Source organism: Flavobacterium xizangense (assembly GCF_054075145.1).
Map to the genome: position 1 here is coordinate 129,602 of NZ_JBSIPG010000011.1, position 15,584 is coordinate 145,185.

Below are 15,584 nucleotides of genomic sequence, written 5' to 3' on the forward strand. Positions count from 1 at the left end.
AAATATCTAGTGTGTAACGTAAATCCATCCGGTCAAAGGTTTGTCGTTTTGCTGTTCGATTACGTAATAATAGGTGCCGTCTGGCAATTCTTTCCCACTATTAGTTGTCCCATACCATTGTTTAGTGTAATTATCAAGGCTGAACACAACAAGGCCATATCGGTTAAAAACAGTTAGTTTCTTAACTTTGAAATCTGATAAATCAAAGTAATCATTCAATCCATCACCATTTGGTGAAATACCTTTCTGAGGCTCGCAGATAACAGGTTTTATTACAAGGGTTTGTGAATTGGCACATTGATCTGAATTAGGAATGAACATGTAAGTTGCCTCTTTAGAAAGATCAATTACTGCCGGAGACCAAGTACCTGAAACACCATTTGGAGATGTTGTTTCCAATATGGGGGCTGTTGCAGTTTTACAGATTGGGGCTATTTCTGAAAAGTTTGGCGTTGTGGCAAAGATGGTAGTAACGCTGGTCTGCTTTTTTGATGAACAGGAAATATTAGAAACGGTTACTTCATATCGACCGCCGTCAACAATAGCAATTGTTGGTGTAGTGTCAGGTAATGCTGCACCGTTCAAAGTCCAGGCATAAACGACATCTGCGTTATTATAATTTAATGGTGTAACAGATAAATTTGCCGTTTCAAATTCACATAAGCTAAAATCAGGCGTTAGCGTGAATTGAGGGTATAAATCCTTTAGCTGTATAGTGAATGAAACTACTTTATAACAATTATTTAAAGAATTGGAAACCCGTGCAAAAATAGTTTGCGGATTCGATGTATTGGTGTATGATCCAGGTGATGAAATAGCGTTTAAATTGGCTGCAGCATCAACCGCTGTTGTAAAATACGAAACTGAATAATCAGATCCCAACGTACCTAAAATAGAAGCTGAATTTTGTGTTAAATTAAAAGTAGCTGAGCTTTCAATAGAACACAACGTAATATCTGCCGGCACTCCTGTAATAATTTCGTTGTAATACTCCACAATAATAGAATCGGCTCCGGTAGTAGGCCCTGAACATACAACATCACCATAACGTGATAAAACCTTATATTCTCCTGGAGCGCTTACCACTAAAGTAGCTTTATTTTCTCCGGTCAGTACTACTCCGTCTTTTTCCCAAACAATATTAAATTTAGCAGGATCAAGTTTAGAATCCAGTGTAATGGTACTTCCATAACAAACTGCCTGTCCGTTTGATTTTAATAAATCAGCTCCCAGATTAATCATCTCCAAATCAAAACTTCCTATAAAAACTGCAGCATCATGTCCCCAATCATCAGCAAGATCGGCAATGGCAAATTTTATATGATATTTTTTTCCCGGCACAACACTCGATGCTGCTTTTAAAGGCTTGGTATAACCTTCATAGTTAATAGGGTTTAGGTAGGGATTCTCACCTGGCAGGGTGCTGCCATCATCAGCCAGAAATTCTCCTAAGGGTGTAAAATATCTGTCAAAGTACGCTGCGTTGACAGAAGGGCAATCGTCGGTTCCACGATTAGGGTCACCATCTACATAAGCATCATTATAAAAATCATTATTATTAACTGTAACAACTGAAACCGGCTTTTGAGTTCCCGGCACAACCGCAATATTTTTTGTAATTCCGGTTTCCACATCAGTCAGCAAAACCATAAAAGTATCCGAAATTTTACGGCAATCAGAAATTCCATAATCCTGCGATGCAAAAACGAAATTAAAATCTATCTTGTCTCCTGAAGGTATAAAATCAAATTCTAATTTAGTAGAATTTAATGATCCTCCCGACAGGCCATTGTCTTCCAACTCCTTATTTAAATCATCGTCACCAGATGCGGTTGACCAGCCCGGCCAGTATACCCCTCCATCTCCCTGAAAACCAGACAATGGTCCTTCTCCTCTTTTGGCTGTGCCGGTTGCCAGTACAATTCCTTTGCTCAGACTAAATGAGGATCCGTTCTTATCAAAACTTCCAATTCCGTTTCCTGTACCGCCATAATCGGCGTAATTGTGCAGAAAGCCAGTCGAGAATGTAACATTAGTTGCTGTTCCGCAAGTACCGTTTAACAATACATTGTTTACCAAATTTTCTGCAGATGTCTGGGCTTCTGATGCAGTTGCATTAGCCAGAGGATCAATTTTCAGGTAATTTGGCAGGGTAATTACCCCAATATCAAAAGTAATAGTAAGATCAGGTGTTTCCCTATCAGGTGTTACCTCAAAAGTATACACTCTCAGTTTATAAGTCTGACCAGGAATTAAGTCTCTTGCAATAATAAAATCATTAAATCTTTGGCAAATTAACGGGGCTGCATCAACTCCACATGTATTTGGAGCAAACAAATGATAGGATAAGACTGAATAAGGTTCAGCATCAAGAATACCTTTTATATTTTTAATTACAATGGCGTGATTTGTTGAAGTAGCCGTAAATTCAAACCATACATCATCATCCGGAACAACACTCCCCATGCCGTCTCCAGAGCACATTAAAGCCTTTGAGGACTGGGTTGCACCAGCTATGGTCGAATTTATGGTATTTACCAAATTAACTCCAGGGTTTACAGGAATAGCCACAGCCTGGGTACATTCATCATTTGCAAGCAACAAACTGAATTTTTTAGGCCCTGACCAGCTACTTAACCTATCCCCGCCATCACATACAGCTCTTACATAATATTCATATAAAACACCAGGCTTTACCAAACCCGAGGAGACCGTTGGGATAAATGTTGCTGTTGCGGATTCTACTGCTCCGACTGCATCGGCGGCGGGAAATAATGAATTGGCAGGTAAAATTAATACCTCATATTTATCTGGAGTTCCAACAGTACTCCAGCCCAGAGTAATTTTATCGGTGGAAGGATTACTGGCAGTTAATTGAATTGGGGCACCACATGGATTTGGTGTACAGGTTGCGGTACCCGAATATAAAACAGTTCCTTGCTCTCCTATCCCAAAGTCTTTTGAATAAACTATCACACCATCCGGATCTAAAATATCTATACCCACCAAATTGTCAAAAATCCCCCCTATATTCCAATACAATTCAAATGGTGCAGTATTAAATAAAGGTACTTTTACCGGAAATTCCGAATACGCTGTAGGCGGCCCGGTGAATCTTTTTACCTCAACCCCTCCCTGCAAAACACTCAAGGACATATCAGGATGCCATGTTGATCCTGCTACAGATGTTTTTAAAACAAAAGTATAATCACAATAATCCGCAGGAGAACCCAATAGAGTTTGGAACTCAGCTCCTGAACTCCAATAACTTTGGTCTGTTGAAGAACATTTTGTTCTTACATATACAATATAACTGGTGTTTGGATTTAATCCCGACAAATTGTAAGGATTTGTTGTAACGGTTGTCCAGCCGGTTGCATCCTGAGTTGGCGGCAGATCAGCTGCAGGCAAAATTAAAATATCCCAGGGAGCAAATGGTGTTGTGTTGTTTTCTGTCCAGGATACCTGAGCCGAATCACTAAGAACGTTGGTGACAGTCAATTTAGTGGGCGTAAAACATGTTTGTTCTTTACAAACTGGCGTATCGGTAAAAATTACAGTTCCCGGTTTAAGCCTGTTTAAGTTGGTTGCAGGCATGTAAAAAATTGCCTTTCCTGCAGCATCTTTTACAGCCAGACCAACCTCCATAAAATAGTACCCTCCTTCTTTCCAGAATACTTCAAAAGGAACCCCGGCGCATAGCGGTACCTGCACTGATTTTTCAAAAACACCTCCTCCATCAAAATCAGCACCTATTGTAGCTACTACTATACCTGCTTGTCTTATTTCCATTTGCTGATTTAAACTTACCCATCCTCCTTCTGAATTGGTAGTCATGGTAAACGTATAGGAACAACGGTTTTCATCCGGACAGGTAGCCGTGTTGACTGTAATTTTCTTGATCTTACTGTAAACACCGGCTGTACAAAAAGATCTGATATAAACATCATACAGGCGAGCCGCTGTAAGTCCTGTAATGGAAACCCCATTAGTCGTTGTTTGCTTATCACCCCAGGAAGCGTCTGTAGCACCAGGTTCTGGTGATCCTGCAGCCAGTACAATATATTGATACGACGAAGCAGTTCCATTCCATGTTAAATCCACAGAATTTAAAGTACTTGCAGAAAGCTGTAAATCAGTTGGACTAGCACATACTTCCAGTGTTTTAAAAGCAACAGGCTTAGACCAGTTGTTTTCTCCGGCAAAACTGCAAACAGCCCTAACATAAAAGTTATAGTCTGTGTCAGGTTCTAGGGAAATGGTATTTACATACGGAAAAGTCGTTGTGTTTTCTGTGGCCAAAGTACTGCTATCAGGCTCTGCGGCACCGGATTTACTGATATAAATATCCCATGAAACAGGTAATGGACCGTCTGGTTCCCATGAAAAAGTAGCTTTGTCTGTTGAAACTGCACTAGTTTGCAAATTTTTTGGCGGAAAACATTCCGGATTGCTGCAATTAGCATTACCGGCAAATATTTGGATGCCCGGATAGACTAATGCCTGATCCAGACTATATATAGTTTGCCCAAATGGGTTTATAACTGAAAGTCCTACCTGTTCATCATCGGAGAAGCCTCCGTTCCAATACAGTTCAAATGGTCCTTCACATAATGAAAGAGATTCAACCTGCTCTATACCATCCTTAAAGTTCCCTCCAAGGGTAGCCACGATAAAGCCATTCTGCACTACATCCATTGTAGTTCCATTCCAACCATTACCTGCAGCATCAGTAAGTTTGAGGGTATAAGTGCAAACCGCAGAGCAGGATGGTAAATTAAATCGAAAAGGTCCGGCCCAAGGACTAAAAAGTCCGTCTCCACAATCTGATCGTACCCAGTATTGATAACCTGTATCGGCTAGCAGAGGGTCTCCAGTTTCTGTTAATTGTGATACAACAAAATTAGTTGGATCTGTAGCTGTAACACCATCTGTAGCGGGAAGTCCCCCATCAGCATTCTGAACAAAAACCTGCCAGGAAGATGCTCCGGAATTCTCGGACCAAGTTAATTTTGCACTATTTGCCGTAATCGCAGATGCTCCCAATTCACTTGGCGCCTTGCAGTATATTTCCTGAATACTAAAATTAAAATTTGTATCCTCGGGAGCTCCGGAGGACGAAATAACAATATAGATAGTTTTTCCAGCGCTTACAATAACCTCGGGAATATTTCTTACCGACGAAGTTTTATCGGCTTGGGAAAATCTGCAATTATTTGCTATGTCAATACACTGATCAAAAACAAAAACTCCCAGTCCTTTTGTTTTTAACGGATCCAGGGTGACCGACAAAGACTTATCGCCGGTAGTGGTATTGGTAAAAGAATAAACCACATCATTACCGCTTAAAAATCCATACGAAGTTCCACAGCCTGGGTAACTATCGTAAATATTATTACCATAATTAAGGGTATTATCAGCTGTAAAAAAAGGAAGTCCTGTCACTTGTATTGCTTCATTGCACAATGATCCGATAGTACTTGTCTTAAAGGTCCCTGGAAGTGAAATTTCACTACTTGAATCCGAACATACTCCCGTTACATAAAAATCATATTCCGTAAAAGGAGTAAGCGATCCTACATCGTAAAAGGTCGTATTTATAGATGAAACAACAATTCCTGTACCCGGTGTGAACCCTTTTAGTCCATACTCAAGAGTATATTCTGCAGAGCCGCCATACCATTGAAGCCTTGCAGCAGTTGAAGCAATATCTGTGACATACAAATAGGACGGCTGATCACAAGCAACTCCACGTTTCACATTTTTTTTCTTCAGAATATTGCCTGATGAAAAGTCAATATTCTCAGTCGGTATTCCGTAAGAGAAAAGGCCTCCTCTAGGTTTTTTACAAATTTTAGGGTCATCAATACTATTTAATGTAGCATCATGGTGCAATAACGAATTGCAATTAAAAGATTTATGGTTAAAACTTTTATTGTCATTATTTAATCTACAATAACTATACGATGACCAAAATGCTAAAATGGCTGTCAGAATAATTTTTTTCATAAATAGGTTGTTTTTTTGGTTGTTTTTTGGGTGTTCTTGAACTATGAAAATCAACTCAACATAAACTAAAAGGATCCTCTTTAGTTTAGTGAAACAATCACTGCTATTAATTTAAATATCAATATGCAAAGCGTTATGGCTACAAATATGATTTTGTATTTGTTAATCTTGATCATCTATAGTTTTTTTTATGTCTGTAATTTCTAGAAAGTCGTGAAACATTCTAACTCGTTAAAATTGTTATTAAAATGTAAAACTAAAGTTAAAATGTGCATAAAAAACCTTTACAAGACCCATTTTTGTTCTAATTCAGAAATATGAACAAATAGCTGATACCTTATATTTACAGGTCTCCCTTAAAAACATTGTAAAGATTCATGATAAGATTAACATTGATGTGAGGCAGCAGCATTTCATTGCAAGAGGTAAAAAAAAGTCTACTGCTTTTAAATGATTTTTTTACACTTATTTATATGTAAGTATTATCATAAAATAACATGTATTAGCCAACATTTTCAGTTAAAAAAACAACTTTTTAACATTTCTAATTAAGACTTAATACCTATTTTTGCGCAAACAACCATTATGAGCATACAAGATTTTAACGTAGTATTTTTATACATAGGACTGGCTCAGGCATTTTTTGCTTTAGTGTATTTACTTTTTTTCAAGAAGATGAAAACCACCGCCGTCCTTTTTGGTTTTTTTCTCATAGCGTTTGTTAGTCCGGTTATCGACCATTTAATCGCTACTCAAATATCAATTGATAAACAACCCCGATTTTTTTATACCCCGACAGGATTTTATTTTTTTGTGGTTCCTGTTTATTATCTCTATGCTGAAAGTTTATTGGAAAAACTAAGCAAAAAGAAAATAATACTGTTTTTGATTCCGGGAATTATTGAATGCCTGTTTATGACTACAATGTTCTGTATGCCGGAAAAATTTTCCCTTCAATTCAGAAATGAGAATGTAATGTTCTTTACCGTGATATATGGAATATTGTTGCCCTCCCTTTCAATTTTACTTATTTTACGCATTCTGATCAGGGTTGTAAACTATAATAAAAAATATTTGGACTTTTTCTCCAATACTCAGAAAGTGAATCTAAAATGGCTTATTTCAACGTCCATTTTTTTAATGCTTACCTACGCTTTTCAACTAATCACTTTATCATCATTCCTTGACAATACCCTGCGTGATATAATTTTTTTATTAGATAGTATCATATCTCTTTTATTTCTGTATTGGATAACAATTTTTGGAATCAAGCAAAATCACATTCCGGCTGATTTCGAAATTTTTATAAAAACCAACATTATTACCGAAAACAATAAGGACACAGCGATAAATGACATTGCTGATTTTGAAAAAATTGAAAATTTTATAATAGAAAGCAAATGCTATAAAAACTCTAATTTGACTGTTATGAATCTAGCAGAATTTGTAGATATACATCCTAAGAAAGTTTCTTATCTCATTAATCAGTATTCTGGCCAAAACTTTAATAAGTACATAAATAAATACAGGGCCGAAGAAGCAAAAAAACTTCTGCTTGATGTAAATTACGAAAACCTAACCATCGAGGCAATAGCTTTGGAGGCTGGATTTAAATCAAAGTCTGTTTTTAATACATTTTTTAAGCTGGAAACCGGTTATACCCCAAAAGATTTTAAAAGAAAAGGAAGCATAAAACAATCAATATTGTAGAGAATAGTGAATTTGCAAGCTGTGATGATTATGATTCAGTAAAATCAAAAACTTATAAAAAGCATTATATACCCCATTTATACTGGGGTTTTCAATATCCAAGATTTTTTTAATACAAAAAGCGTATCGAGATTACTTCCTTTCCTAACGAAAAATCCCGATACCACTCCTTGCTACTAATGCAAAAAAAATTTAACCAAACTTTTTTCAACTAAATATATTATTAACTTCATATTACTCATTTTAACTCCTACAATTAAAATTTTTATATAATAAGTCCTTAATAAATCTAGACAAACGTATTGATTTATCATCCAAACAAAAAACATTCTGTATCACTTTTTGTTCATATTCAGAAATACGAACATTAATGTTGCGTATTCTAATTAGCTTTAAAAATTGCAATGCTGAAAATGAGCAGTCAATGTCTGTCCTGTTACTGTTTGTTGAACTTACAAATAAATAGGACTGATTTAATATATCAATAAACGATCCGCATTTATATGCCTTTATGTTTTTCATACTTTCAAAAAAATAAAAAAAAATCTATAGAACAGGTAAATACACCTACTTGAAAAACCAAATATTTGTAATATTTTTATTGTAAATTTTATTAGACATTCAATTCTTTCAAACCAAGATTGTTACTTTTTATTTAAAAGAAATTATAATTAAAACTTAAAATTATGGAAATTGGAATCATAGGAGTCAGTTCACTTACTCTAGCATTGGCATCCAGATCAGCGGAGGCAGGCTATAAAGTTAAAATATACAATCCAAGGGGAAACTACCTGATTAGAGATGTGGCACAAAAAATGGGACCTAATGTGCAGCTCAGCGCACTCGAGGAATCCGCCGATACCGGGCTCGTGCTGTTATTTATTCCTAAAGATGACTTAGAAAGAATTCTTCAAACCCTACCTGATATGTCCGGAAAAATAATCATACACACCAGCTCTCTGATATTTGACCCTCGCAAGCTATTATCAAGCATTACTAATGCCCTGACCTATCAAATTACTGCTGCTCTGGTGCCCGAAGCCCATGTCGTAAAGTTATTCAATCCTGTTGATCTAAAAACAAAAAACAGCTGCATTGATTGCAGCCATAAGGATGAAATATTTTTCATGGCGGATCATCGTGGTTCGAGAAACCATGTAAGGGATTTTTTAAAGAAAATCAATTTTTCACCAATTGATCTCTCCAGCAACCTTCGTCTTAGAAATGCAGCTTTTAACTTAAAATCAATTATGAATCCAATCAAAAGCAATCTGAATAAATCACTAGTATAAGCAGATAAGTTGTTTTTCATTTGGAATCAATATAGGATTTATTACCTTAAGCTTTCATAAACTAGGCATTAACTCTCACGTAAAACCGTATAATATTACTTAACTAAAAAAAAGGATCTGTCGTATCTGTCAGAATAAAATATAAATTTTTAAATGATTTAAAAGTTAAACTGCCAATTTACAGAATGATTTAAACATAGATATTCCTGGTCTAATCATCTGATTCTTTCTCAGAATATGGACAACTTCAATTCCGCTCAATGTTCGTCTTGCCGATTCAAAGCTTTTAAAGCCTAACCCATTTTGTATCCTCCATTTTATAAATCGATGATCCTGCTCTACAATATTGTTGAGATATTTACATTGCCGGATTTTAATCTTTGAGAATGAACGTTTGTTATATACTTTGATCGCTGCGGTATTAGAACCGCTTTTATCGATGTTTATTACTCTTGGCCGGTAATTATTAGCAATTGCTTTACTTAGAAAAGACTGAGCACTCCTTCTCTGTCTTTTTCTGGTCAAAAGAAAGTCAACCGTATTACCTAATTTATCTGCTGCTCGATATAAATAACACCAAATGCCTTTAACTTTGATGTAGGTCTCGTCCAATCTCCAACTCGCCCCCACTCTGCCTTTTCTATTCTTCATCTCTGCCTCAAGTAAAGGTGCAAAATTATATACCCAATGCTGAATCGTGGCATGATCCACAATCACCCCCCTAATCTTCATTGTTTACTCAACGTCACGATAGCTAAGTGTAAATCTTAATTTAAAATATACTGCCTGAAGGATTACGTATTTTGGATAACAATCACCTTTAGTATTCATTTTTTAATAGTTTTGAAAAACCAAAGATAAAACTTAGTCATAGATGCGACAGAACCGTAAAGCCGCTTAAAAAACTGTGATAAGCAAAAAGCTGCCACAAAAAACGAATAATAAAGAGGAATCTTTAAAATGTTTCTGTCGGCAGCTCGATAAAATAGACAAATGTTTTTACCAAGATCGGCAAGTCTTAAATCTTATTTTTTTCTGAACAAATAGTCTACAAATCGCTTCACTTTGGGACCAAAAAATAGAATAGTCGGAACAATGATGCTAAAGGCGGTCATCCATGATCTACACCATTTGCTCAGGAAGTTTTCGCTAAAGCCTGCATTAGTGCTGATTATTATAAATGAAATAAGACCTGTAGAAATAAAGCCCATAATAAAAGCCACAGCTATTTTCTGTTTCATTTCTGTTTAAATATCTGTTAATATATTGAATAAGAAAAATGGTCTTGCTTCCTGTAATAAATACCAGAAACAATTAGTTTTTTCTATCCAGACACTTTAGAGGAAAGTGTCAAACCGCTCAAAATGGCAAGTGTAGCCATTGGGATTCTTTATTAGGTAATTCTGGTGCACTTCTTCCGCAGGCCAGAATTTTGTGAAGGGTTCTAATGTTGTCACCACTTTACCTAGCCATCTTACAGAATCATTAACTATATTAATGATTTCGTTGGCAACTTCTTTCTCATGCTCATCTTGGATAAAGATAGCGGAACGGTAGCTGGATCCTTTGTCATTCCCCTGACTGTCAACTGTTGTTGGATCATGCATTCTGAAAAAGTAATCCAAAAGCTCCAAATAGGATGTTCTATCCAGATCATATGTAATTTCTATTCCTTCTGCGTGTCCGGGATGGTTATGATATGTTGGATTCTCGTTCTGTCCGCCGATATAGCCAACTTCAGTATGGATTACGCCTGGACGCACTCTAAACAGGTCTTCCATTCCCCAAAAACAGCCACCGGCCAGATATGCTTTTTTAAATTTTTTCATAATGCTTTTTAATTGGAGTAATTCTATTTTTTTTTAAAACAGCCTGTACCAGTAGATAACAGCCAAGACAGTTTAGAACTGGAATGCATAAAATAAAATTGGTTCCGATTCCCTTTAGCAGGCACAGGAACCAATTAATAAGAAAATCTTAGATAAGATTATACTCAGTCTTAACGTTGCCTTTGATAGCTTTAGAATAAGGACAGGTCAAGCTAGCCCCTTCTATAATTTTTTGAGCTACTTCACGGTCGATACCGGGCAAGCTGATATTCAAGCGTGCTTTCAATTCATAGCCGTCATCAGTTAACACTAGATCAATCTCAGTATCTACATAGTGATCAGCAGGTAATTTAATTTCTAAATTGCTCGCAGCTTTACCCATTGCGCCAATAAAGCAAGCTGACCATCCAGCTGCAAATAATTGTTCAGGATTGGTACCTGGTCTGTTGCTTCCCGGCGATGAAAGAATGATGTCTAATTCACCATCTGAACTTTTAGATGTACCTGTTCTTCCGCCTGTTGTTTTTGTAAATGCTGTGTAAAGCACTTTTTCATTGTTTGTTTCCATTGTGAAATTTATTTAAATTAAGTTTTATTTTATAGGTTTTGTTGTTTTTTCATAACCAAAAGTGGTCTGTCCTTTTCAACAATATAAGTGGCCAATTCGGAACCTTTGACCTTGCCGACATTTTTAGCGGCGTGGTTCTTTCCTGCTGGAATAAACAGTACGTCTCCAGCATGGAGGATTACCGGCTGTTCACCCTCAATTTCGTACTCTAGGGAACCATCCAGTACATAAATGATCTCTTCACCCGGATGTGAATGCATTCCAAAAGCCGAACCTGCTTCAAAGTCAACACGCACCTGAATAGCCTCGTGTCCTGAAACACTAATATCATGACGCTGCAGGTCTGTACGATGTATTCCGGACTGCTGTGCTGAGGCATTGCTTGGGAACACGAGCACTACCAGCCCTGTGATAATACTTGCAAGAAGTATATTTTTTTTTCTCTTTTTCATAATTTTTTATTTGAAAAGGGCAACCGATGTCCGTTGCCCTTGGTAAGGATTAACGCATTGATTTAAAGGCCGCGCGCAATTCTTGTGTAAATAATTGCGGCTCTTCCCAGGCAGCAAAATGGCCGCCTCTGTCCACTTCATTAAAATAAATTAGATTTTTGTAAGCTTTACGTGCCCAGCTCTCAGGTGATGCATAAACATCTTCTGGAAATGTGGTAACAGCTACCGGAATGGTAATCTTATCAGACTGCATTGATCCTGCACTAATAAGGCTTATTTTTTGGCTCTCCCAATAAATTCTTGAAGCAGATGCCGCTGAATTGGTAAGCCAGTATAACGAAATATCATCAAGCACATCATCTTTGCTTAGCGATTGTTTAGCATCGTTTCCGTATGCCCATGTAGCAAAACCAGGATGCAAAAGCAGCCATGCAGCAAGACCCGCAGGTGAATCAGTCAAACCATAACTCACACCTTGTGGACGGGCTTCCATAGTAGATTTATAGATAAATCCACCGCTAACAATCGCGTTTCTCAGTTGCTCAAAAGAAGCACGTTCTTTGGCAGTAAACGTTTCAGGTATTACACCTGTTCCTAATGCCATCCCTGCTTCATTTGGCAAGGTAGCAGGTAAATTACTATGAATGGCTTTTAATCCTGCCGGTGCCTGCAGAGCCATAAAATGAACTATAGCTGCTCCCCAGTCACCACCTTGAGCTACATATTGCTTGTAACCCAATCGCTTCATCAATACGTCCCATGCTTTTGCAATATGTGGTGTATCCCAACCGGCTTGAGCCGGCTTGCCTGAGAATCCAAAACCTGGCAAGGAAGGTATGATTACATCAAAAGCATCTTCAGCTTTTCCGCCATAAGCAGTTGGGTTGGTTAACGGATCGATAACTTTCATAAATTCAAATACTGATCCAGGCCATCCATGGCTCAAGATAAGCGGCATGGCATTTTTATTTTTCGACTTGACATGGATGAAGTGAATATCAACCCCGTCAATTTTAGTAATAAATTGAGGATAAGCATTTAGTTTTGCTTCCGCTTTTCTCCAATCATACTTGGTACCCCAGTAGTGTACCAAATCCTGCAATTTAGAAAGCTGTGCCCCTTGTGACTGGTCAGCAACAGTTTCTTTACTAGGCCATTTTGTAGCCAATGCACGTTCACGCAAATCTTTCAAATCGGTATTTGAGATTGCTACTTTATAAGGACGGATAGCCTCATCATTTTTTACATCCGCTTTTTTTAATCCTCCTTGTGCTGAAGCAGCTGTCAACTGTAAAGCTAACACTCCTGTCCAAAATGCACGAGATACTAAAGTTGTTGAATTTTTCATTTTTTTAATTTTTTACTTTTTAAATCTTTGTTTTTACTTTTTGTTTTTATTCTAAATTCTAAATTACTCTGCTGAAACTTGATCTGCAGTTAGGCCTGGTTGAGTATATACTTTACGTTCATGCACATGAGCAGTCGGTGTGCGGTCAATCAACAAACTCAACAATTCAGGTCTGCTGTAGTGTCCACTGGCATCCATTAATCTTTTGCGTGCATCTATTTGGGCAAAATCAATATCAGCAATCACTTCGCCTTCTCCCGATTTAATTGGCTCACCAATAAGTTGTCCGTCAGGACCTACTATAGCAGTAAAACATCCTCCTGAAATTGGTCCAATAGGTGCTCCTGTATCTTTTGCAATTTGAGCTTGCTGGTCAGCATCAAGCCAGCCGGTGGCACAAACAACAAAACAGGCAGATTCTAATGCGTGTTGACGTACATTAACTTCAGTTTGCTCACTGAACAAGGGACCGAAAATAGACCCTGGATACATAGCCGAATGAATTTGTTCCCCATCAGCAATCAGCGTATAACGGAATAATGGATTATAATGCTCCCAACAAGCCAGCTGACCAATACGCCCAACAGCACTTTCTGTAGCACGTAATCCCGAAGCGTCACCCTGACCCCAAAGCATCTTCTCATGATAAGTTGGTGTCAGCTTGCGGCGTCTTTGAATCAAAGTACCGTCAGCATCAAAAAGGAGTTGTGTATTATAAATAGTACCTCCGTCGCGTTCATTGACACCAATAGACACAACCATGTTAGCTTCTCTTGCCGCTTCTCCTATTGCATCAGTCGCCGCAGATGGAACTGTCACTGATTGCTCTAAAAGCTGCTGGTGTTCTTTCCCCATCATAAAGGGCGCCTGTACAAAGGAGAAATAAGGATAATAAGGCACTATGGTTTCTGGAAAAGTTGCAAATTGAACCCCTTGCTTTCCTAATTCAAGGATCTTGTTTACGACCTTTTGAACAGTCTTTTCACGGCTGTATAAAACCGGACTGATTTGTACAGCAGCAACTTTTACCACTTTACTTGTTTCTGAGTTTTTACTATTTTTCATTGTTTATTTTTTTAAATAATAAATTTTATTATGGGTCAAAATTAGTACGATATAAAAATTTATGCTACCAAGAAATTGGTGAACAGGACAAAATAAGGGGTGAAATAGACAATGCTGAAAGCGAATTATTTTAAATATTATCCAACAGAAAAGAATTTCTACCGCTTTAATGAAGTCCCTGTTTTTCTCTGCATTTAAAATGACTATACAGTCTTAAAAAATACTTTCTCCCTTTCAATACAGTATCTCTCATTAGCAGCAATTATGTTTTTAAAAGTTTTGCATTTATTCAAGGACGTCTACCTAAACTGAGGTACTATATATTCGCCAAATTCCTGAATCATTTCATCTGCTGGACGAAGTGAAGGCTTAGGATTAAGTACAGCATGGGACAGCCCTCCTTTTTGCTGTTGATCCCAAAAATCAATTAGCGCTTTTCGGCCTCCGCCCAGATAATTAGGACCAAAAGTTAGGGGAGCTTCAGGGTTTTCTGAAAGGTCAAAGAAGTGAGCATAACCATAAGGCTTATAAATGCCATTAGTAGCCTGGTCCCAATGTTTCATTCGTAAAGAAATATGCCTTGCCGGTTCTCCATGCCATATCCATCCATCCATGTTTTCTCCTATCCATTCAACGGTCTGTCCTGCCCTGCCTATGGCAATTGTTGGAATATGATTTACAACAGGTTTAGGTATAAGGTCCAATGAACCGTTAAGCTTACCATAATATTCCGAAGTATAGCTGGGGAATCGTTCCTCGGTCAAACTTCGAATAATTCCTCTTGCCTCACGATATCGCTCAGCACGATTCTCAAAATCGCTTCCAAAAGCAGGATACTCACCATAGCGATCTCCTGATGAAAGCCCTAAAATAAAACGCCCTCCTGATAATTGATCCAGTGTTGCCGCTTGTTTGGCGACAATTATTGGATCTCGCAGCGGCAGTACAATACCAGCGGTACCAATTGCAATACGCTTTGTCATTCCTGCTAACAATCCTCCGTAAACCATTGGATCATATACTTGTCCTGCATCACCGAAGTCAGGATCTAAAAAAGGAACATCTCTTAACCATATTACGTCTATTCCACTTTCATCGGCTTGACGTACTACTTTCTCAAAAATGTTCATATTGGGTATAGGTCCATTTGGATATCCCGCTATCGGAGCAATAAAACCAAAAGTCAGTTTGTTGGGTTGAAACACCTGTGAATATCCTTTATGCATTTTTAAAGCACTTTGAATATTATTTATTTCTATATTTTCCATTTTAAATTTTTATTTTGCTTGAACTGATATTTTATCAAAAGCG

At 37.5% G+C, this 15,584-nt stretch carries 10 protein-coding genes and 1 pseudogene; 2 read left to right on the forward strand and 9 right to left on the reverse strand.

Features of this window, described 5'->3' with window-relative positions; all coding sequences use genetic code 11:
* Positions 1 to 6: 6 nt before the first annotated feature.
* Positions 7 to 6,009, reverse strand: coding sequence for a fibronectin type III domain-containing protein (locus ACWA1B_RS19145; protein WP_456909705.1), 6,003 nt, complete (start codon positions 6,007 to 6,009; stop codon positions 7 to 9).
* Positions 6,010 to 6,942: 933 nt separating this feature from the next.
* On the opposite strand from ACWA1B_RS19145, the gene ACWA1B_RS19150 reads away from it, so the two are divergent.
* Both ACWA1B_RS19150 and ACWA1B_RS19155 read left to right on the forward strand, forming a co-directional pair.
* Positions 6,943 to 7,719, forward strand: coding sequence for a helix-turn-helix domain-containing protein (locus ACWA1B_RS19150; protein WP_456909707.1), 777 nt, complete (start codon positions 6,943 to 6,945; stop codon positions 7,717 to 7,719).
* A 686-nt stretch (positions 7,720 to 8,405) separates the two neighbouring features.
* Entirely contained in the window at positions 8,406 to 9,011 is a 606-nt protein-coding gene (locus tag ACWA1B_RS19155; RefSeq protein ID WP_456909709.1) for an NAD(P)-binding domain-containing protein, read from the forward strand.
* A gap of 165 nt (positions 9,012 to 9,176) precedes the next feature.
* Here ACWA1B_RS19155 and ACWA1B_RS19160 read toward each other — a convergent pair.
* The 8 genes and pseudogenes from ACWA1B_RS19160 to ACWA1B_RS19195 all read right to left on the reverse strand — a co-directional run bounded on the left by ACWA1B_RS19160 (position 9,177) and on the right by ACWA1B_RS19195 (position 15,541).
* Positions 9,177 to 9,842, reverse strand: a pseudogene (locus ACWA1B_RS19160) (IS6 family transposase).
* 194 nt (positions 9,843 to 10,036) lie between these two features.
* A complete protein-coding gene (locus tag ACWA1B_RS19165; RefSeq protein WP_456909711.1) occupies positions 10,037 to 10,252 on the reverse strand; it encodes a DUF2798 domain-containing protein in 216 nt (71 codons plus the stop codon).
* A gap of 96 nt (positions 10,253 to 10,348) precedes the next feature.
* Complete coding sequence (gene msrA / locus ACWA1B_RS19170) at positions 10,349 to 10,840, reverse strand: peptide-methionine (S)-S-oxide reductase MsrA (RefSeq protein ID WP_456909713.1); 492 nt, start codon at positions 10,838 to 10,840, stop codon at positions 10,349 to 10,351.
* Between the two features lie 148 nt (positions 10,841 to 10,988).
* Positions 10,989 to 11,408: an Ohr family peroxiredoxin gene (locus tag ACWA1B_RS19175; RefSeq protein ID WP_456909715.1), complete on the reverse strand. Its 420-nt coding sequence runs from the start codon at positions 11,406 to 11,408 to the stop codon at positions 10,989 to 10,991.
* Between the two features lie 29 nt (positions 11,409 to 11,437).
* On the reverse strand, positions 11,438 to 11,860 hold the full coding sequence (locus tag ACWA1B_RS19180; protein WP_456909717.1) for a cupin domain-containing protein: 423 nt from the start codon (positions 11,858 to 11,860) through the stop codon (positions 11,438 to 11,440).
* Positions 11,861 to 11,909: 49 nt separating this feature from the next.
* A complete protein-coding gene (locus tag ACWA1B_RS19185) occupies positions 11,910 to 13,208 on the reverse strand; it encodes an epoxide hydrolase family protein (RefSeq protein ID WP_456909719.1) in 1,299 nt (432 codons plus the stop codon).
* 63 nt (positions 13,209 to 13,271) lie between these two features.
* Positions 13,272 to 14,273: a nitrilase-related carbon-nitrogen hydrolase gene (locus ACWA1B_RS19190; RefSeq protein ID WP_456909721.1), complete on the reverse strand. Its 1,002-nt coding sequence runs from the start codon at positions 14,271 to 14,273 to the stop codon at positions 13,272 to 13,274.
* A gap of 299 nt (positions 14,274 to 14,572) precedes the next feature.
* A complete protein-coding gene (locus ACWA1B_RS19195) occupies positions 14,573 to 15,541 on the reverse strand; it encodes an LLM class oxidoreductase (protein ID WP_456909723.1) in 969 nt (322 codons plus the stop codon).
* Positions 15,542 to 15,584: the final 43 nt, after the last annotated feature.

Bases quoted from the DNA above. Each gene is read 5' to 3' on its own strand.
- ACWA1B_RS19145 (WP_456909705.1), bottom strand. From the start codon at position 6,009: ATGAAAAAAATTATTCTGACAGCCATTTTAGCATTTTGGTCATCGTAT.
- ACWA1B_RS19150 (WP_456909707.1), top strand. From the start codon at position 6,943: ATGCCGGAAAAATTTTCCCTTCAATTCAGAAATGAGAATGTAATGTTC.
- ACWA1B_RS19155 (WP_456909709.1), top strand. From the start codon at position 8,406: ATGGAAATTGGAATCATAGGAGTCAGTTCACTTACTCTAGCATTGGCA.
- ACWA1B_RS19165 (WP_456909711.1), bottom strand. From the start codon at position 10,252: ATGAAACAGAAAATAGCTGTGGCTTTTATTATGGGCTTTATTTCTACA.
- msrA (WP_456909713.1), bottom strand. From the start codon at position 10,840: ATGAAAAAATTTAAAAAAGCATATCTGGCCGGTGGCTGTTTTTGGGGA.
- ACWA1B_RS19175 (WP_456909715.1), bottom strand. From the start codon at position 11,408: ATGGAAACAAACAATGAAAAAGTGCTTTACACAGCATTTACAAAAACA.
- ACWA1B_RS19180 (WP_456909717.1), bottom strand. From the start codon at position 11,860: ATGAAAAAGAGAAAAAAAAATATACTTCTTGCAAGTATTATCACAGGG.
- ACWA1B_RS19185 (WP_456909719.1), bottom strand. From the start codon at position 13,208: ATGAAAAATTCAACAACTTTAGTATCTCGTGCATTTTGGACAGGAGTG.
- ACWA1B_RS19190 (WP_456909721.1), bottom strand. From the start codon at position 14,273: ATGAAAAATAGTAAAAACTCAGAAACAAGTAAAGTGGTAAAAGTTGCT.
- ACWA1B_RS19195 (WP_456909723.1), bottom strand. From the start codon at position 15,541: ATGGAAAATATAGAAATAAATAATATTCAAAGTGCTTTAAAAATGCAT.